This is a genomic window from Janthinobacterium sp. GW460-12-1-14-LB5, assembly GCF_059423585.1.
In genome coordinates this window covers 153,722-172,421 of the sequence record NZ_JBWKYD010000015.1, presented here as the reverse complement: position 1 = coordinate 172,421, position 18,700 = coordinate 153,722, and the positions used below count along the sequence as shown (strand labels likewise).

The 18,700-nt window shown below is 55.6% G+C and carries 14 protein-coding genes and 1 pseudogene; 5 read left to right on the top strand and 10 right to left on the bottom strand.

Features of this window, described 5'->3' with window-relative positions; all coding sequences use genetic code 11:
* Positions 1-75: 75 nt before the first annotated feature.
* The 6 genes from AC07X6_RS17220 to AC07X6_RS17195 form a co-directional block, all read right to left on the bottom strand.
* Positions 76-498, bottom strand: a complete 423-nt coding sequence (locus tag AC07X6_RS17220) for a hypothetical protein (RefSeq protein ID WP_494791759.1) — start codon at positions 496-498, stop codon at positions 76-78.
* 293 nt (positions 499-791) lie between these two features.
* The gene (locus tag AC07X6_RS17215) at positions 792-3,548 is read right to left on the bottom strand and encodes a TniQ family protein (protein WP_494791758.1); all 2,757 of its coding nucleotides are present in this window, start codon (positions 3,546-3,548) and stop codon (positions 792-794) included.
* A gap of 3 nt (positions 3,549-3,551) precedes the next feature.
* Positions 3,552-4,544 (bottom strand): ATP-binding protein, encoded by a 993-nt coding sequence (locus tag AC07X6_RS17210; protein WP_494791757.1) that lies wholly within the window; start codon positions 4,542-4,544, stop codon positions 3,552-3,554.
* A gap of 15 nt (positions 4,545-4,559) precedes the next feature.
* Complete coding sequence (locus AC07X6_RS17205) at positions 4,560-6,533, bottom strand: TnsB C-terminal domain-containing protein (protein ID WP_494791756.1); 1,974 nt, start codon at positions 6,531-6,533, stop codon at positions 4,560-4,562.
* Entirely contained in the window at positions 6,530-7,237 is a 708-nt protein-coding gene (locus tag AC07X6_RS17200) for a hypothetical protein (protein ID WP_494791755.1), read from the bottom strand. Before AC07X6_RS17200 ends, AC07X6_RS17205 begins: the two co-directional genes overlap by 4 nt.
* A gap of 267 nt (positions 7,238-7,504) precedes the next feature.
* Complete coding sequence (locus AC07X6_RS17195) at positions 7,505-9,373, bottom strand: DUF7380 domain-containing protein (RefSeq protein ID WP_494791754.1); 1,869 nt, start codon at positions 9,371-9,373, stop codon at positions 7,505-7,507.
* A gap of 519 nt (positions 9,374-9,892) precedes the next feature.
* Between AC07X6_RS17195 and AC07X6_RS17190 the strand changes: the two genes are divergently transcribed.
* On the top strand, positions 9,893-10,192 hold the full coding sequence (locus AC07X6_RS17190) for a hypothetical protein (RefSeq protein ID WP_474291235.1): 300 nt from the start codon (positions 9,893-9,895) through the stop codon (positions 10,190-10,192).
* Positions 10,193-10,219: 27 nt separating this feature from the next.
* Here AC07X6_RS17190 and AC07X6_RS17185 read toward each other — a convergent pair whose 3' ends face one another.
* A complete protein-coding gene (locus AC07X6_RS17185; RefSeq protein WP_494791753.1) occupies positions 10,220-10,609 on the bottom strand; it encodes a DUF6232 family protein in 390 nt (129 codons plus the stop codon).
* 302 nt (positions 10,610-10,911) lie between these two features.
* On the opposite strand from AC07X6_RS17185, the pseudogene AC07X6_RS17180 reads away from it, so the two are divergent.
* Positions 10,912-11,007, top strand: a pseudogene (locus tag AC07X6_RS17180) (IS5/IS1182 family transposase); the annotation flags it as partial.
* Positions 11,008-11,318: 311 nt separating this feature from the next.
* Positions 11,319-13,478, top strand: coding sequence for a TonB-dependent receptor (locus AC07X6_RS17175; RefSeq protein ID WP_494791752.1), 2,160 nt, complete (start codon positions 11,319-11,321; stop codon positions 13,476-13,478).
* A 51-nt stretch (positions 13,479-13,529) separates the two neighbouring features.
* Here AC07X6_RS17175 and AC07X6_RS17170 read toward each other — a convergent pair whose 3' ends face one another.
* Entirely contained in the window at positions 13,530-13,943 is a 414-nt protein-coding gene (locus tag AC07X6_RS17170; RefSeq protein WP_494791751.1) for a MerR family transcriptional regulator, read from the bottom strand.
* A gap of 224 nt (positions 13,944-14,167) precedes the next feature.
* Here AC07X6_RS17170 and AC07X6_RS17165 point away from each other — a divergent pair, with 224 nt between their 5' ends.
* On the top strand, positions 14,168-15,418 hold the full coding sequence (locus AC07X6_RS17165) for an NADH:flavin oxidoreductase/NADH oxidase family protein (protein ID WP_494791750.1): 1,251 nt from the start codon (positions 14,168-14,170) through the stop codon (positions 15,416-15,418).
* Positions 15,419-15,452: 34 nt separating this feature from the next.
* Positions 15,453-16,433: an acetoacetate decarboxylase (ADC) gene (locus tag AC07X6_RS17160; RefSeq protein WP_494791749.1), complete on the top strand. Its 981-nt coding sequence runs from the start codon at positions 15,453-15,455 to the stop codon at positions 16,431-16,433.
* A 67-nt stretch (positions 16,434-16,500) separates the two neighbouring features.
* On the opposite strand, the gene AC07X6_RS17155 is transcribed toward AC07X6_RS17160, so the two are convergent.
* Both AC07X6_RS17155 and AC07X6_RS17150 read right to left on the bottom strand, forming a co-directional pair.
* Positions 16,501-17,202 carry a response regulator transcription factor gene (locus AC07X6_RS17155; RefSeq protein WP_494791748.1) on the bottom strand — a complete coding sequence of 234 codons (702 nt, stop codon included), beginning with the start codon at positions 17,200-17,202 and terminating at the stop codon, positions 16,501-16,503.
* A gap of 7 nt (positions 17,203-17,209) precedes the next feature.
* Entirely contained in the window at positions 17,210-18,607 is a 1,398-nt protein-coding gene (locus AC07X6_RS17150; RefSeq protein WP_494791747.1) for a sensor histidine kinase, read from the bottom strand.
* Positions 18,608-18,700 lie beyond the last annotated feature (93 nt).

Genomic DNA, 18,700 nt, shown 5'->3' with positions numbered 1-18,700 from the left:
CTGTTTTTCACGCTGGATTTGGGAGCACGAGGTGACATATGAAGACCGTTCATGACAGAATGAAAATGCCCGCGTTCACCAGTTCAGACGGTGTGTAGAGTGGCAAGTTGGATAGGCAAGTAAAGGTTGATGGCCGACAGGTTGGGCTTTAGGAATATTATATCCGTACCACTGGATGAATATCCAGCATCCGGTGTCCAAGTAAATATGGCAGCCAGACGGTAAGCACCATGCCGATGAAAATGCGCCGGTCGAAATTTTCCTTAAAGACGAACAGGCAAGCATCGCCGTGAGCACGCCATCGATGTTGAGCAGTAGCGATAACGATTTGGCAGGCGTGAGCGTCAAGCCGAACATCAGCAAGACCGGCCCTGCTATCCCGCTGAAGGCGATCGCCCACGAGCCAGGGTTTGCATAATGATGAGTCTCGAAATTGAATCTCAGAAAGTGAGAAAGTGTATTTACTGGAAATGCACAAACTGCATTTCCTGAAAACATGTTAACTGGTCATGTTACCAATCTAGTGTCACGCCGCCAATTATAAAATGGATGTTGTCAGGGCGCATGTCTGCCATTTGGAATATCAAACAAGACCTTAACCCAACACTTAGACAGTACTCGTCAGGGTGATCAATTGGTTTAGACTGTGCACAGTGGGAGTGAATCGAGTCCGGTAGAGCCCAGCGACGACTGGCCTACACAGCGAAATTACTGCTGTGCAGACGTTGCCAGACGTTTAGGTGCCTTAGGATTCGCCTTGTTACAGATTGTGCCAGCCAATCCAGCATTATTCAATAGCCTATAGTCTTCTGGAGAGTAGCCATTTGTTCGAGAACCAGCTTGTGATTGAACGGAATCCTTGACAGCACATAGGGCCGATTTTCGGGACGCATGTGCTTCTTTGTACCTAGTACCATCCACAAAATAGGGCTCGTGACAAAACTATCCGGAACGTGATGCCAAAGGGAAGATGTGACCCATATCAATGTAGCCTGGCGCAAACGCTGGGCCGCCTTTTTGTCGCCATTTGCCATCGCTAGTTCAGCCGCAGCTTGAAAAACTGGTTTGAGCGCAACGCCAAGACGATTCGCCATAATCGCCGGATCATCTGCAGAGATCCCGGCATACTCTATGCCGAACAAATGACGCAGCCAATTGTCTCGATTCGTTACGAGATACCTGTCCAACAGCGAACGCGTCACAGGAATGGCACTCGAGATCATATGGGCTACCGGTTCAAGCAAAAACACTTCTTGCTGAGCTGGTTTCCGGGAGTTGATCCTGACACTCCAAATATCGTGAGCGCTGCCGCCGCCCTTATACAGATGAAGGTCACCTAGCTTGATGCAGCCAATTTCGGATGGTTTGAGGGCACCATAATAAGCCATGAAAAGGATGAATCTCACAGCAGGCAGAGGAATGACAGAATGTTCTGGAACGGCAGTGGCGAGATAGCGCCATTCTACGGCGGAGAGGAATTTTTCTGTCGGTTGCCAAGCGCCTGAACCCTCCAGCAGTAGTTTCTGAGCCTGGCGCTGTGAAAATTTGCTGTGATCGAAAGGGTTACCTCTGATATAGCCCCAAGCACTCCAGCGTTTAAACACCACCGAAATTACCGTAAGCACGTGTTCTTGCGTCACGGCTGAATGCACTGCTCGCATTGGACTCCAAGGTCGCGCCTTGCCGTAAAGCTTGGTTGGCAGCCAAATGTCTCTCGGCTTCGGGTCTGCCAAGAACTCTGTGAAAGCATCGACGTCGACAGTGGTCATCGCCGATAGTGCGATGTTTCGCTGGGCCACGCACCACAGCAAAACTTTCTGTATTTGAATAATATAGTTTTTTCGTGTCTTTTCAGAGGGATAGTACTCAAGCCACAATTGAATCGCCTCAAGATCGTTTTTTGCTTCGATTACAGTCGGACTCAAAGCACGCAGTTTGACCTGCAAATCAGAGCCATCAAGGCTCGGCGATAACCGGATCATGTCAAGTGGCTGGAAATGCTCTTTGCGCACAAGGGGGCGATCCGGCATTTTCTCAGTGCCAATTACCTCTATTGATAAGCCAGCTTGCTCCTGCGGTGATAGTTTTTGAGGTTGTTGATAAGAGTCCTGGTAGGTAGAGATAAGCCCGCGTGCATCAGCGCATGCCAGCCGACCAAGTATTCTTGGGCTTGCGAGCAGGATAACTGGTGCACCTTTTTCGCTGACGTAAGTGAGAAATGATACCGCCGGAAAGTTTGGCTGCCGTAAGGGCGTCACGATAGAGGCGAACGTGGCATGAAGCTCGCGTGCCCGAACGCGGTCATCGCCTGTGACGCTGGCATCTGTCAACTTAGTCGCTGCCTCATACCATGAGCTGAACGCATGCTCCGCAGCGTGGAAGCTTGCCAGTAGATAGCCGACCCATGCCTTTGCATCCAGCACTTTATCCAACGGCCATTGCAGCAAGGAGGTTCGCAATTCAAGAACGGGCCGGTCGGCCAACATCTCCTCGAAGTGATAGCGCCAAAGCATAAAGATCTGAATGCGAGGGCAAATCTCGGTGGATAAAGCCATTGCGCCGTCGCCAAGGTGAACTTTAATCTGCCGGTTCATGGTTACACGCGCACCACAATGACAGCCCTGGGTGACGCGCGCCAGCCGCCGCCTCACGGCCTTGTACAACTGAATGCGTTCGGAGTACATCTCGGGACTGCTTTCGTGACTCATCTTCTTTAATGCCACAGCATATTGAATATTTTCATAGCAACCTTTGTATACATTAAATGTTGACGTGCCAAGATCCAGATAGGCCAGGTCAAAATTCGGTGGAATGGCTTTGGTCAGCACATGAAGCGTGGCGCGGCGCTTGGTTTCATGATGGGTTAAGCTGCTGACTGGCAAATGCCAAGTATGCCAATCACGCCAGTTCAGTGTGCTGGCGGCCAACGACTGTAGCCACTTGGCCAGCGGCGACAAGAGACGCGCCGCATCTGCATACAGCTGGTGGTTACCCCACTGCGCCATATCACTTTGCTCGGCGTATGGCGTCAGACAAGATGGGCAGTGAAATGGGATTCCGAACCCTGCTTCCGCGAGCGCATAAGGGGGGGTAGACAAGCCGCATGCCGTGCAATTCGCCAGAATAGGAACGCCATGAATTGGGCATCTCGCTATCGCCTCAATCTGGTAAAGAAAGCTCTGGAAGCCATGTCGCAGGCACTCGGGACAGTATCTTAGCGATTTATCCGTGGCTATCAATGACGTCCACCGCCCTGCCCTCGCGCTCAGCGTTGATTCGATTGTCAGGCGTCGGATAGCCGCTATGCCCTTTTCTCCGGTTTGGTCTATCCAATGGCTGTCAAGAAGTGAGCGGGCATGTAGTTGTCCATATGTTGGCGCCTGATTTAGGTTCTGGCCAAAAACTGCCCCGCACAGTTCGCCAGCACCGATCCCGTTGGCAACTGCAAACTTCAGCAGCAACGTGTAGGCACCCTCGTATGGCAGCTGCCACTCGCGTAGCCAGGCAATTCCTGCCAGCTCGCCATGTAGTGGAGTCGCGTTGTGCATGTGTTATGTGATGTAAGTGACGCCCAATGAATCCTTAAATCCCGATTGGGCAACGGCGGCTTTCCAGCTATCTGGGTCTCCACGAAATCCAGGATGATCATATTCCAGGTTTGCCATGAAAAAACGGCGAATGCTGTCGGCCACCCAAAGCATGCCAACTTGGTTCAGGCCACCGCTGGCTTGTGCTGCCAGCTTGTACTGCGCCCACAGTGTTTGAACCTCGCTCTTTAACCGCCAGCCGTTTTCGTATGCCTGCCCCATAAGGAAATGGCTGTAGCTATAACCACTACCGTCTGGATATTCTGACACTTCCGGGTCGTCGTAGAACGACATGATGATTGCAAGGTCTTCGGGTGTTAGGACACCACGGAACTCGTACTGCTGGATCATGAAGCGCCCGATCAAGTCTATGCGCCCGGACTGAACCAAGGCTGTGCGTAACGAAGTCAACTCTGGCGTGCCAAAAAGCACTGCGATGAGTTGTACTTTATGTTCCATTGCAAGTTCGTTGGCAAGGTCACGCAGTGTGGTCAGTTCTGGCTCATGCCAATTCTGCGCTTCGTCGATGAATAACATGATGAGGTCGCTATTGCGTGTTTGTGCCTGCGTCCACATAAAATTACGCAGCCTTGCCCTGCGCTGCTCAACTTTCCCGACCGATGCCATCACGTGCGTACACGCAGTCAGCAGTTCCCCCATGAAGGTGAGTTCTGAAAAGCGAGGATGCCATGCCGCGCTAACAGAAAATATCGGCATACCGGGAAATGACTGCGCCAGTTGGTCGGCAAGGACAGAAATACCTTCCGTCTTGCCAAATCGCGGGTGCGCGAAAAAGCAGCATCCTGGTGCCCGCTGGAAAGCTGTATTGGCTAACACATCGTACGCTGAGCGTATCGAAGGCGTAGGCAGGCGAATTTTGCTACGCAATACAGGGTGACCAGCAAGTTGTTCAGGAGTACGTAGCCCCTCTCCATTAGCCTTTGCCTTATGACTCATGAGCATTCCTTCCAGTTAACGCAAAATCGTTTTCCATGTAGGGGGCTGTACCAGACTTGTTAACGGTTGACGAGGTGGTTCAGGTAGTGTCGCTGCGGGAACGAGCTTTGGTGGCGATTCTGAGAGAACGGCATGATCAATGGGAAGGCCTGTCTCTGCACTTGCTCTGGCCAAACGGGTCGCAGAGCGAGAGATCTTTCGAGGCTTTTTTGCGGCGTCTTTGGCTGTTTCCGTTTGCAGGTGACGTAAAAGCGCGACGATCGGATTGTCGTTGTATCTGACTTCTAATTGTCCAGAATCTCTTAGGGCGTTGATCTCTTTTCGCATTTCACGCGTATGCTTGGTTCTGCCCCATGCTCCTTGCGCCGAAAGTACGCCCAATTCCTCTCCCGACTCGTGAAACGCGCGCACTGTGCACATGTCGGTCGCGCGTATGTGCACACGCAATTTTCTTCCGATAAGGGCGAATGCACTGCTGAGTATAGGACTGGTGTAGCGAACTCGATCAATCTCAACGTATGGTCGCCGGCCGTTTTCTGGATCTCCACGAACTGTCTTGATTTCGACTTCAATGCCGAGATCAGGAATCGTGGCGGTCGGAGGTGGAAGCCTGCGAGGCAGCAAGCCCATCGACTTTATTGACGCATAGTCACGTAGCATGCTCAGTGATGAACGATTTCCGAGCCCCTCATTGGCTCCTGCGTTGTAATCTGCGATCGCCACGTCTATTACATCAAGAAGTTCTCCCCATCCAATCCCCAGATCAATCGCACTTTTTGCTGGATCGCCTCTCTTGGTGTCCGACGGGCCAGATCCCGTCGTCGAGGGCAAGCGCTGGAAACCGTAGGTTTCCAGCTTCCTAAATACGCGCTCCAAAGCGCTACGATGTTCCCAATGTCCGATGGGGCCATAGTTAACACCGCACCCGATCCTGCGTCTGGCACGTTCCGCGATCGCGTCAGAATAGTGAACAGCGGCGTTATCGACCATCATGGCGGCCCAGGCTCTGCCGGATAGCTCAGGAATAACGCCAGAGGGTAGGCCTGAGTCCGGAGTGTACGTCATGTTCGATACGATGAGCTTTCGCGGCTGCCAAGTCGACATGGCGGAAATGATGGCTTGCTCGATCGTGACTGCCGAGCATTCGGTGCGTATACCAACGCTGTAACCCAGTATCGCGCGCGAGAAATCATCGACTACAGGAACGATCCAAAGACGTTCTATCGCAACACGTTGCGGGCCCTTTGGCCCGGCAATCCGCACTGTGCCAATGCAGTCAATCTTGTGCGGATCAATACCTACCACATCGTAAGGAGCAAGGGATATCACGCCAGATGGCCTTCCTTTCCCAACTGATAAATGCGATTTTGCGACCTTTCCAAAACGGCCTGCAGTTGCTGCTTCAGTTTGGAAGAGGATGAGCTGTTTTGCATAGCGCTCGATCGAGCGCCGGCCTCTAGATTTACTATTAAGCGGATAGACATTTCCCGTCACACCAGCCTGCTCGCAGCTATAAACAAAAGCTGCATGCAAATCTTTGAACGAAATTCTGGCTTCATGAATATGTCCCTTTTCTGGGCGTTTGAGGATCAAGCCGTCAATTTTCGCTTTGATTTCAGGATGCATTTCCATGAACATATCGAAGGCACCAGCGGTAATCGCTTTAGTTCCCTGTCCACAAGGAAGCTCTACAGTCCTCCGATAATCTTTGGTTCGAAAATTTGGGATCAATGCAGTCCATCCGTAAGGCCTGCCATCTGCGGCTGTGACTACGCAGCGGTTCAGCTGTCGAAGAAGATCCGTGCGAGAGATACCGTACGGGCTACTTGATACCTTCAAGCGTCCGGTACGAAGGTAGGCTTCAATCGCCGACTGGTACTTTATAAATCGCTTTTGCTCCTCTTCCTCCAACGCGCCGACATCAACAGTTCGCCACGACGAGGTATCCGCCAATTCTGCCGGTAACGTATTGAAGGTCAACAATTTCATATCCCATTTTCTGTACAGATGACAGTTTCTGGTGAGAGGCTAGCAGTATCAATGTCTATTTTGTAGATGCCATGAAGCACATCTTGAAACACTGAAGCTGCATACAAGGGGAAAGCGGCCTCTCCGAAAATTCTTTCGACATCGGCAAACGTGAATTTCTCCTGGGACCGAAACATTGATGCAATCTCTGCGCTGTATCCGGCCAAAGAATGTTCTCGCGCCGCAGCGAGCCAAGCGACAATCCGCCGCATGTTTGCTAACTCCACTGGATTGCGGCGAATATCTATTTCGGTCCAAGACTCGTACCGCATCCCTGCAGTAGAGGCCAGCTCGATTAAACGTGCTACTTGCTTGGGATCGGAGCTCCGCTTGCGGTCATCTTGCGAATAAAAAATGTGTCTATAGCCAATTTCACCAGTTTTATAGGTGACGACTACTGTCACCGGAACATCTACATTGCCGTTTGGCAACGCAACAGTGCGGTTATCAGGTGCGTAATCGCATCGCGCAATATCAAGATCAAACTCGGCGATGAAAAAGTGATCCCATTCCAAATCACTGCGCAGTACCCAGTCGCGCTTGGTCCGAGGGCTGTAGACATACCATAGACTATTTAAGGCCTTCCCACGATGCCCATAGCTAGCGGCCAGCTTTCCTCGGAATTGGGTACCAAGCCTCGAACCAGCTGATCGCGACGACGCCATGAATCACTCCGACAAAAACACCTGTCAAGCATAGGTTGAGATAGAGGGTATCGGCAAGATGAAAGGAGGATTGTCTTGAAGAAGATCAACTTGCCGTTGATGAGTCGGACTGCGTATGAGGTAACTTAAAATACGATTTGAGGGAAAGATTTGAATTTGATTCCTAGAATGCCGTCAACAAACTTTGCGAGCGTTCCTCAATTACTTCCTCATGCCGCCACTGGCTCCCGCAGCCGCTGATAGGACGCGCGGCTATCGATGAATGCTTCAATCCCCCTCCGAACTGATATGTTCCGGTTTATCTGAACTTGCAACTGGGGCACCTGACGCCACCGGCGCGAGCTCTTGCTGCGCCTGCCAGAAGGTTTTAAACATAAGTGAGAAAACGAACCACCAGGCATACAAGCCTGCGTCCGATTCGCAAGCGTACCTAGTGATCAGTCCGTGTGCAACTTCATTACGCAAATTCGGACCGTTCTGATCGCAGAACAGGGCCGTCAGCTCGAACGTAAGATCGTCGCCGAACACCTCGGCCATTTGTGGCAGCTTTACCAAGGTGCTCATGCCATTTTCCATGACGATTCCCTCTTTCGACGTGGTGGTGGTGATGGCGCCACCGTATTGCAGGTGTGTCCTGACGATGTGTTCAACCTGTGGCACCAGAATGTGTACCGCCTGGACCAAGTCACCACAATAGCCGGCGTAGAGGCCTTGGGCCACGAGCATTGCCCGCTCGGGCGGCACAAACGGTGACGCGTCGCAAAGCGCTTCCATATCCCAGATGGTGAACACGTGCTGCATCTGCATGGCTGAGAGAGCCGGAGCGATGCCGGAGTGAACGACTAAACCGATCAATATCTTGTAGTCGCGCACCATATCTGCCCACAGCGCTGCCCCGCTGACGTCACCGTCGGCCGCCGGCTGGCGGGCGATCGTGTTGCCTTGCGCGGAAATCACGGAGCTGCTGAAAAGTCGCCCGAACAGGCTCTTGTCAAGATGCACCTGTGCATTTTTGCGTATCGTTTGTACACTGGCGCCGCCATAAATTTGGGCGAAGGCGGCGAGCGCGTCCAATGGATCCTTGTCGGAAATAGCCGCAATAGCCATGTTGACCAGTTCAGTGATGTCCTGACTACCAGATTGAACCGTCTGCATCTGGGCCAAAGCGGCTTGTCCGGCCGCACTGACTTTGCCCATCAGTGAGGTAATTGTAGTGTCGGCCGCGCGTACGGCGCGGTCTGGAACAGGCACGGTTCGGAGGAGTTTGATCGCATTTTCGTACGAGTGCAGCGCACCCAGTCCAACTAGCGCGTCGCCCTCTATTTCCCAGCAGGTTGCGGCGCGCACTGTCATAGATATTGCCTTTTCACGGGAACGTTCACGCGCATACCACTTTCCTGCTGCTCCGAAATAATTGACGGCCTGGCGATACCGGGCGGATGCTGCATTGGCCTCGGCCAGCGCCTCTAGGCGGGCAGCGATGTCGCCATGCATGGCCGCACCCAAGCGATTATCCAGCAGAATACGGGAGATCTCCAGCGGAACATAGCCGTGCCCGTGGTCTGCCAGCGCAGCTCCGACGAGTGCAGCTTCTATGGAGGTGATACGCGCCGCGTCCCGAATCGTCAGGGCCAATGACAGCGCCCGGCTCCAGCCTTCGCGACCACCGGCGAACCACGTATCGGAGTCCAGTGGCGATTCACAATAGGCGTCAATGGCCAGCGGTACCGTAGCGATACCGAGCTTGCGATTACGTACCCAGACCAGATCGGCAAGACGCGCGCGCAACTGCGGTTGCTCAACAGTGGCAACAACGCTGGCGAACAGTGTGACGTCGTCGTCAGTAAAGTCGGTTGGGATCGGCGATCGGCGATCGCCAAATTGCGCCCAAGGCTGGAAGGGAGTGGTCTTGTCCTCAGGTGTCAACATCATTGAAGTGACGCGAGCCAAGAGATGCAGGACGTCGCCGTCTTTGGTTCGGCCCTCCTCGTCTGCCGCTTTAGCGGCAATACCAAGGCGCTGGGACAGTACCCAGCTGTCTGTGCCGAATTCGTCCCGCAAGACGTTATCGTAGCCACTGGCACGGAAATCATCGACAGTTATGGAGGTATCGAGTGATGGTTGGTCGGTAGTCATATGGGCTTTCATCTGGCCGCCGGCACCACCAAGGAGCCTTCAACGGCAAATTGTCCCATGATAGCGGTTTCATCCCAAAAACCATTGGCAACGCAGTGATCCCAGAGATTATCAGCGACGGGAAATTTTGCGGCCAAAGAACGAAAGGCTTACGGGTTAATAATTACTTGATCGTAGGACGACATTTTGAGTACTCTCGCGACAGCACGTTGACACTTTGTTAGAAGCAGGGAATTTCGGCAGAAAAAGATCAAATTGCTGTCGTTTGACGGTTAGGCTCAAAAAGATCAACTTGCTGTCTCCAGCACGAAAAAGATCAACTTGCTGTCGAAGAATCGCGACAGCAAGTTAGGTCACTTCGTTGGGAGCTAAGAGGGGAGACGCGGATATTTTGAGTACCTAGAATGCTGTCGGCGTACTTTCCTCGAAAAAGTCTAGCTTTTTACGAAATTATGTAAAACGCCAAACACCCCTCTATTCCCCGCATTGCAGCCCCGAGGCGCCGGGGATTATATCCGAATGAAAAAGACAACAACCCGCCGCAAGCCAAAGCCGCCAGCAGCCTATTTTTCCTACCAGCTACGCCAGCCAGCAATCGACCTCTTCGGAGAGATTGTCGTCATTGAGGACGATTTGTACGACTGGGTGGCATCCGTCGCGCCGCTACACCTCAGCCCACGAGCCTTCGCCAACTACGTGCGCGGCTACGATGTGGCCGCCAAGGTGCGCCATGCGAAGTTGCATGGCCTGTTCGACGCAATCAAGGATCGCCCGTCCCGCCCATGGCATGCCCGCCTGGCCATGCACGCCATCATGTAAAAAGGCCCGCGATCTGCGGGCCCTTTTCTATGCTCGACGGACAATAGCTTGATTTATCGCTTCGACCACCTCGCTCACGAACGGCTTTACCTTGCTTTTCAAGGCCCGATGCTCCCCGGACGCGCTGGCAAGCGTGACCGTATAGTGAGTTCGTTGAAAGCACATCCAAATTAGCCCTGGAAGCAAGATAATGGCCCAGTGCCAGATAGACAGAGTTACCAAGTTCTTGCCACTTGTGAGCGCCAATAATTCAAAAATTATGAGCGCCGCTGGCAAGATCCTATTCGGCTTTTTCACCTCAAGCTTGACCGATGTAATGCCACTAATTGCATGAGTTTCGCCATCGACCATGAAACGGGCATTTGTGACGGTTACCCTGTCATTCGTGTAATACGTGGTTTCTGCCGCGCCGCTCATTGTTTCCCCTAAGAAATGAGATTCAATGTTATCAAGAATTCTCGATTCGGCCTAGCTCTTGTACGCCATCGGATAACGATCGTTCAGCACGTTGGCCGCCTTGTGCTGCTGGTACATGAAGTACGCGGCCACGGCGGCGGACAGGATCAGCATGTGTTTCTGGCTTAGCCCGCATCCTACGAGGTAATTCAGGACGTTACCAGACACCGAGGCCATGCGGCTACTTCCTGGCAGAACCAGAACCGAGTCGCGTTCCGTCAGGCGCGCTTGTGTAAAACCGATAGGATCACCATCGACCAGGACTGGTACGTGACTATGAACAGCGCATTGACGTGTCAGAGAACATGATTTACATGGCCATGGGCTCGTTGCTTTTCCGTCGACTAAATTTTCTTTAGGTTATTAAACCGTCTCTCGGCTAATTGCATGCAACTCGGACCATTCATGCCTCGGGGGTAACACCGTTGAGTGTGGCGGGACCGATCAGCGTGTAGCGATCTCTGCTTGTAAAATCACCTAGCGATATCTTTAAGGTTGAACGACAACGGCGCCACAAATGATGCCCCGGAGAAAACCAAACAATCCCCCACGGCAGCCCATGCCATCGGTACTCCGGCGTGTCATTTGGCAAGATACAAAACGTAATGATTCTCATTTATAGTATAGTGCGCACAGTTTTTCTTCCTATAACCTTGCGCCCATGCCATCGATGCCGACCTTACGCTCCGCTCCAGCCTTTGCCCATCATCCCCTCGCCGCCCGCCTGATCCTTGCCGGCCTGCTGCTTGCCAGCGTCCCTCCGTGCGCGCTGGCGCAAACGCTTGCCGGCACGCCGAATGCGCTGGCCACCGTGGTCGTCACCGGCCAGGCCGAGGCCGATGCGGGCGGGCAGATCGCCAAGAGCGCGCGGGCCGGCATGCTGGGCGAAAAAGACTTGCTCGATACGCCCTTCAGCGTCAACAGCTACACCAGCCAGCGCATGCTGGACCAGCAGGCGCTGACCCTGGCCGAGGTGCTGGGCGGCGACCCGTCCACGCGCTTCACGGGCCAGATCGGCGGCGTCACGGATTCCTTCTTCATCCGCGGCTTTCCCCTGAACGAGGGCAATTTGAGCGAAGTGGCGTTCGACGGCGTGTATGGCGTGTCGCCCAATTACCATTTATTTACCGAATACCTGCAAAGCGTCGAGGTGCTCAAGGGGCCGGCTGCCTTGCTCTACGGCATGTCGCCGAATGGCGGCGTGGGCGGTGTCGTCAACGCCGTGCCGAAACGTTCGCTGCCGCGCGACCTGACGCGATTGACCTTCGATTACGGTTCCAGCGCGCAGCTGGGCGCCGCCATCGACGTCAGCCGCCGCTTCGGCGAGGAGCGGCGCTTCGGCATCCGCTTCAATGGCTTGCACCGCCAGGGCAAGACGCCGCTCGACCACCAAAGCTCGCGCGCGGAAGTGGCGGCCGTCGCCCTCGATTACCAGGGCCAGCGGCTGCGCGCCTCGCTTGATGTGATCGAGCAATACCAGTGGATCGACGCGCCCACGCGCCCTTTCCTCGTGGCCGCGCGCCTGCCCGTGCCGGCAGCGCCCGATGGCCGGCGCAATATCGCCCAGTCCTGGGGCTGGTGGAAGTCCAACGACCTGGCCACCCTGGGCAAGGTCGAGTACGACCTGAACGACAACCTTGCCGTCTTCGCCGACGTGGGCGGCACGCGCTCCGACGTGTCGCGCTATTCGGACCAGACGCCGACCATCACCAGCGCGGCGGGCGACATGACGGTCACGCCCATGAACTGGAAATTCCGCGTGCGGCGCGCCAGCGGCGACACGGGCGTGCGCGCGCGCTTTCGCACGGGCGGCGTCGAGCATGCGCTGGTCGTGATGGGCAATGTCTACCGCGACGAGTTCGGCAGCGTGAGCAATTCCGGCAAGCTCATCACCTCGAATATCTACCATCCCGTGGCCGTGGCCGACCCCGGCGTTCCCGCGCCGGCCCGCGCGCCGAAGTTGTCCGCCTCTACCCTTTCCAGCCTGGCCGTGGCCGATACGCTGGACATGCTGGACCGGCGCGTCCAGCTGACCCTGGGCGTGCGCCGCCAGCTGGTCGAATCGAAGAACTACCACGCCGCCAGCGGCGCCCTCACCACGCATTACAAGCAAGACGCGCTGACGCCGCTGGCCGGCCTCGTCGTCAAGCCGCTGCGCCACGTGTCGCTGTACGCGAACTATATCGAGGGCTTGAGCAAGGGCGATATCGCGCCGAACATCGCCGATAACGCGGGCCAGGTCTTCGCGCCCTACAAGAGCAAACAGTATGAAGTGGGCACGAAGGCCGATTTCGGCGTGGTGCTGGCGACCCTGGCCGTGTTTCAGGTGAGTAAGCCCAGCGGCCAGCTGTATGGCAAGGTGTACAGCATGGACAGCGAACAGCGCAACCGGGGCCTGGAGCTGAACCTGTCCGGCGCCGCCAGCAAGGCCGTGCGCCTGCTCGCTGGCGTGACCCTGCTCGACGGGCGCCTCGTCAAAACCAACAGCGCCGCCACCATGGGCAAGCGCCCCGTGGGCGTGCCGACGTCCATGGCCAACCTGGGCGGCGAATGGGATTTGCCGTACTGGCCGGGCCTGACGGCCACGGGCGCCGTCAGCTACACGAGCAAACAGTTTGTCGACCAGACGAATCTGCAATCGGTGCCGTCGTGGACCAAGGTCGACCTGGGCCTGCGCTACCGCACGGCCATCGCCGGCAAGGCGACGACCTTGCGCGGCGGGCTGATGAACGCATTCGACCGCCACTACTGGGCCGGCGTGGCTTCGTACGGCACGGTGTCGCAATCGGCGCCCCGCACGGTGCAACTGTCGGCGGCCGTGGATTTCTGACGCGGCGGGCAGCCTGGCCGGCCGAACCCGCGCCGGCTCCGGCCGCCGTCTTTAATTCTTGGCAACAATGCCCATGCTTTGCATGACCCTCGCCGCATTATCCTTGCAGTCGAGATCCTCTGGTTTGGCATCGATCAATTGAATCAGCGACAACAGATGCGCCTTGTTCTGCGCCAGGCGCACTTCCAGCGATTCGATATCGGCGATCTTCTTTTTCAGCGCCACCATCAGCTCATCATGTTTCCATGATGAAATATCCTCCGGCAAGACTTGCTTGATTTCGTCGAGCGTAAAGCCCGCCTGCTGGGCGTCGCTGATAATCGACAGCACCGCCACCGCTTCCAGCGGATAGTCGCGGTAGCCGTTCGATTGCCGGTCCACGGCTTTCAGCAAGCCCTTGGATTCGTAGAAGCGTATCGTGGATGCCGCCAGGCCGCTGCGCTTGGCCAGTTCGCCTATTTTCATCGTTGTATTCCTGCTCAATTATCGTGGCTTGTCGTCGCGGCCTGATCTATAGGCCGTGCATCACTATAAGCTTGAAGCCAGCTTGAATGTCAAGCGGCGGATGGCGGCATGTGCGCGAACCCGTGTCGCGAACGGGACACAGGCAAAAAAAATCGCATTTCAGGGCTTGACCTTCAAGTTAGCTTAAAGCTTATCGTGAGGCTATCGCAACCCTGGAGATCAGCATGAAACCCTTTACCGCACTGATATTGCCCAATGGCGCAATCATACCAAACCGCCTTGCCAAGGCCGCCATGGAAGAAAACATGGCCGACAACGATCACGCGCCCTCAAAGGAGCTGATCCGCCTGTACCAATCGTGGGCCGATGGCGGCGTTGGCCTGATGATCACTGGAAACGTGATGATCGACCGGCGCGCCATGACGGGACCGGGCGGGGTCGTGCTCGATTCCGGGCAATCTGGCGCCCGCTTCGAGCAATGGTCGCGGACCGCCCGTTCACGCGGGGCGCACATCTGGATGCAGATCAACCACCCGGGACGCCAGATGCCGGCCGCCATGGGACAGCAAACCATGGCGCCATCGGCCGTGCCCATGGAGCTGGGTAATTTTTCCAAGCAGTTTGCCGCACCACGCGAGATGACGGAAGCCGATATTGCCGATGTGAAACAACGCTTTGTCGCCAGCGCCCGGCTGGCGGAACGGTTCGGTTTTACGGGCGTGCAAATCCATGCGGCGCACGGCTACCTGCTCAGCCAGTTCCTCTCCCCTCTGACGAATAGACGCACGGACCGCTGGGGCGGCTCGCTCGAGAACCGGGCACGGCTGCTGGTCGACGTCGTCAACGGGGTGCGGCAGGCCGTGGGCAAAGGCTTTGCCGTCGCCGTCAAGCTCAACTCGGCGGATTTCCAGAAAGGCGGCTTCACGCAGGAGGACGCCAGGCAGGTGGTTTCCCTGCTCAACACCCTGGGCGTGGATCTGATTGAGTTGTCTGGCGGCAGCTATGAAGCCCCCGCCATGCATGGCCAGACCCGCGACGGCCGCACCCTGGCCCGCGAAGCGTATTTCCTGGAATTCGCCAAAGACATCGCCACCGTGGCCACGATGCCCCTCATGGTGACGGGCGGCATACGCCGCTACCAGGTGGTCGAGCAAGTGCTGGGCAGCGGCATTGCCATGGCGGGCATGGGGACGGCGCTGGCCATCGATCCGCAGTTGCCGAAAGCATGGCTTTCCGACCGGTCGGCCAGCCCCATGCTCAGGGCCATCACCTGGAAAAACAAGGTGCTGTCGTCGATCGGCTATATGGCGATGGTGAAGTATCAGCTGCGGCGTTTGAGCCAGGGCAAGCAAACCAGGCCCGATGTGGCCCCTGCCCTGGCGCTGCTGATGCAGCAACTGGAAACCAAGGTCAGGAATTGGCAGTATCGCCGCCGGATGAACCGGCTGGCGCCCGGCGGCTTGTCGCTGAATTGATTCCAATCCAATACGAAAGGTGCAAGAAATGAACATGAAAATTGCCGCGGCAGTATCCGCATTGCTATGGAATGCCGCCGCAGCCCCGTCGTGGGCTGACAATCCTGCCGAAAACAAGCAAGTCGTCATTGATATCGCCGGCCATGACGTGCCGGTGGCGGCCGGCGGCCTGTACGACCGCTTTCGCTCGAACCCGCCTCTATCGGTGATCGCGGCGGAAGCGCCGGAGCTGGACCTGAGCTGGTTCAAGGGGATTCAAAAAGAAAAGGTCGCCATCGGCTTCGAATCGTATTCGCCGAATTTTTATTATAAAAACAGCAAAATCACGGCTGTCTTTACGGCAGACCTGGCGAAGTTGAAGGAGCTGATGCCGGAAGATATTTTGCGGGAAGTCCAGCCCCTGCAAGTATGGCCGGGCCGGGGCGCGGTGGCGTTGACGGCCTACGCCTATGAATACTGCGACAACGACAGCTACAATGAAATTTCGTTGGCCATCGTGACCAACAAGCCCGGCACCACCAGTTTCGGCCCTTTCACCTTGCTGGGCCAATCGCTGTCCAACGATTTCTGGGGCTATGTGCTCAAGCTGCCCGTGAACACGGAACTGGCCCGGGTGCGCGGCGTCGTTGGCTACAATCTGCCCAAGTGGCTGACCGGTATCGAGCGCAAGGATACTGAAGGTCACGTTGCCTTCGAGGTCATGGACAGCGCAACGGGCAAGCTCGATTTTGTTTTTGCGGGCAAAAAGCTGGGCGGCCTGTCGCACCAGGCCGAGCTGGTGACGAACAGCTTCACCAACAAGGATGGCGCCGGCAAGCTCACTTACGGCTATGCCGTTTCCCGCCAGCTCAGCCATGCATCGAGCACGAGCGCGGAAGCGGTCGACCTGAAACTGGGCGACGGCAGCTTTTCCAGCTATATCAAATCATTAAAGCTGGGGAAGCTGATGAAATATGAATACGTACCGGAATTTCAAGGCGCGCTGTATGCCCCGAAGCCACTCATGGGACATTAATCGGCCAAGAATCGGCTATTAATCGGCTATTAATCGGTTATTAATGGCCCACGGTGCCGCATTCCAGCTATGAGCATTGCGCGGGTTCCCCCTCCACCAGGGCGATCTCGCCGGCGAAGCAGTATCCGACTGAATGCACGGTACGGATGGGGATATCGACGCCGGTCTGGCTGACGATTTTGGCACGCAGGCGGCGCACCAGCGAATCGAGCGAGCGGCCGCTATGGTAGTCATCGCGCTGATACAGCTTGGTCAAGATCGTCTTTTTTTGTACCGGCAAACCAGGCCTGCTTGCCAGCAATTCGAGAAACATCAATTCCTTCAGGCTCAGCGCAACCTGAACATCCTGGGCCAGATGCAGTTCCCACTGCGTAGAAAAGACAGTCCACCGGTCCGGGATGTCCGGTACTTCCACGCCCGTTTTCTTGACCCGCTGCGCCATGCTGGCGATTACCGCCGACAATTCGCGGCAGTCGACGGGCTTGACCAGATACTGGTCTGCGCCAGAGCGATAACCCTTGAGCTTATCCTCTATCGCGCTGCGGGCGGTCAGGATGATGATGCCCATATTGGTATTGCTTCGCACATATTCGGCCAGCACGTAACCATCCTGATCCGGCAGGCCGACATCGATCACGGCTATCTGACAATCGCATTTCGGCAAAGCCTGATAAAACTCGGCCGCATTACGCACGGCGATGATATGCATGCCATTCAGTTCCAGCCATTCCACCACGCTATCGCGCAAATCCTCATCATCTTCGACCAATAACACTCTAATATTCGATGGCACCGCTTTGCGCCTCCTCTATCGGCAATGGTAAGGTGATCGTCGCTGAAGTGCCGCCGCCAGGACGATTCGCCAGAAGTATGCTGCCTGCATGTTGCGCAATGATGCGCCGTACCAGATACAGGCCGATGCCGCTGCCGGCAATGAAACCGGTGCGGCTGCCACGGAAATACTTGCCATAGACCAGACCGAGCTCATGTTCTGGAATCCCGGTGCCATTGTCGTCTACCGTGAGAAACAATGCAGCATTATTTTTCCGCAGCTGAACACTGACAAGCCCCTGTTTCGGTCCATATTTGATCGCGTTATCGAGCAGATTCAAAAAGGCAGTCTTCAGCAGCTTGCGGTCACCATGAAAAACGATGGTTTGCGCATATGTCAATTCCAGCCGCGGCGCACGCTCGCTCCAGAAGTCGGAGGCTTCTTCGATGACACTGCGAAGAAAGTCCGGCATGAGAATCGGTTCGCAGACGATATCCGCTTTTCCCTCGCTATGCTGATCCCTTTGCAGTGCGGTTTCTGCCACTTCCAGCAGCCGCAATACCGCGCGCTGCATCTTTTCGAGGTTGGAACCGAAGTGCCGGCCGCTGGTCTGCTCCTTGCTTTGCAGAATATCCAGATTGGTGCGGATGACGGCCAGCGGCGTACGGTATTCGTGCGAAAACATCTGCACGAAGCGTGTCTGGTTTTCCAGCGCTTCCTGCTTGGCTTCCAATGACAGCAATAATTGATGCTTGATGCGCTCGAAATACAGCAGCAGCAAGGCCGGGAAAAATAACAAGGTGCCGGCGAGAGGGACCAGATACACGGTGATGATATTGATCTGGGACAGTAATGCGGCACTGACGGTTGCAGGTTTGTAGAGTAGAACGACGAGGCGCAACACATGCGCAGCAATCAGCATCAATAATCCGACAATCGCCATTTCCCTGGCATAGCCAAGCTTGCCGGAAGCAGCTTCCGGATTGCGTGCCAATAACGTTTGCAGGCACAGTATAAAAACCAGAACCAGGCTGGCGCTGCTGAGGCAGGCACGGGCGGAAAACTCCGCCTTGTTTTCTATCAATAAAAAATACGCACATGCAAACAAGGCGACAAGAATATACGCCCAGCGGCTGATGGGTTTTCCAAAAAAAGCTCTCAGCCCGACCCACACGACGATACAGCCAGAAAACAATGCAGTATTTCCCAACATCAACAGCAAGCCTGGCGGGCGGAAAGCGTTGAGTATGATGATGGTCATTCCAGCCGCAGTCAGCACCCCGGACAGGGCCCACAGCCGCGTATAGCGCTCGACGGGCGCGGCCACATAGACGCCAATCATCGTCGCCGAAATACATAACTGTGTAAGGGACAAGGCAATGCTGGCTGTTTGATGATCCATGGGGACAGTCTGTTCGGGTAGCGTAGGAAGGCCGCCGGGCGGAGCCGACGGCCCAGGCGGCGGCCATTATCTTGCCTATCTTACCAGATCGGC

Bases quoted from the DNA above. Each gene is read 5' to 3' on its own strand.
- AC07X6_RS17220 (WP_494791759.1), bottom strand. From the start codon at position 498: ATGTTTTCAGGAAATGCAGTTTGTGCATTTCCAGTAAATACACTTTCT.
- AC07X6_RS17160 (WP_494791749.1), top strand. From the start codon at position 15,453: ATGAAAATTGCCGCGGCAGTATCCGCATTGCTATGGAATGCCGCCGCA.
- AC07X6_RS17150 (WP_494791747.1), bottom strand. From the start codon at position 18,607: ATGGATCATCAAACAGCCAGCATTGCCTTGTCCCTTACACAGTTATGT.
- AC07X6_RS17200 (WP_494791755.1), bottom strand. From the start codon at position 7,237: ATGGCGTCGTCGCGATCAGCTGGTTCGAGGCTTGGTACCCAATTCCGA.
- AC07X6_RS17165 (WP_494791750.1), top strand. From the start codon at position 14,168: ATGAAACCCTTTACCGCACTGATATTGCCCAATGGCGCAATCATACCA.
- AC07X6_RS17185 (WP_494791753.1), bottom strand. From the start codon at position 10,609: ATGAGCGGCGCGGCAGAAACCACGTATTACACGAATGACAGGGTAACC.
- AC07X6_RS17195 (WP_494791754.1), bottom strand. From the start codon at position 9,373: ATGACTACCGACCAACCATCACTCGATACCTCCATAACTGTCGATGAT.
- AC07X6_RS17205 (WP_494791756.1), bottom strand. From the start codon at position 6,533: ATGAAATTGTTGACCTTCAATACGTTACCGGCAGAATTGGCGGATACC.
- AC07X6_RS17215 (WP_494791758.1), bottom strand. From the start codon at position 3,548: ATGCACAACGCGACTCCACTACATGGCGAGCTGGCAGGAATTGCCTGG.
- AC07X6_RS17175 (WP_494791752.1), top strand. From the start codon at position 11,319: ATGCCGACCTTACGCTCCGCTCCAGCCTTTGCCCATCATCCCCTCGCC.
- AC07X6_RS17210 (WP_494791757.1), bottom strand. From the start codon at position 4,544: ATGAGTCATAAGGCAAAGGCTAATGGAGAGGGGCTACGTACTCCTGAA.
- AC07X6_RS17170 (WP_494791751.1), bottom strand. From the start codon at position 13,943: ATGAAAATAGGCGAACTGGCCAAGCGCAGCGGCCTGGCGGCATCCACG.
- AC07X6_RS17190 (WP_474291235.1), top strand. From the start codon at position 9,893: ATGAAAAAGACAACAACCCGCCGCAAGCCAAAGCCGCCAGCAGCCTAT.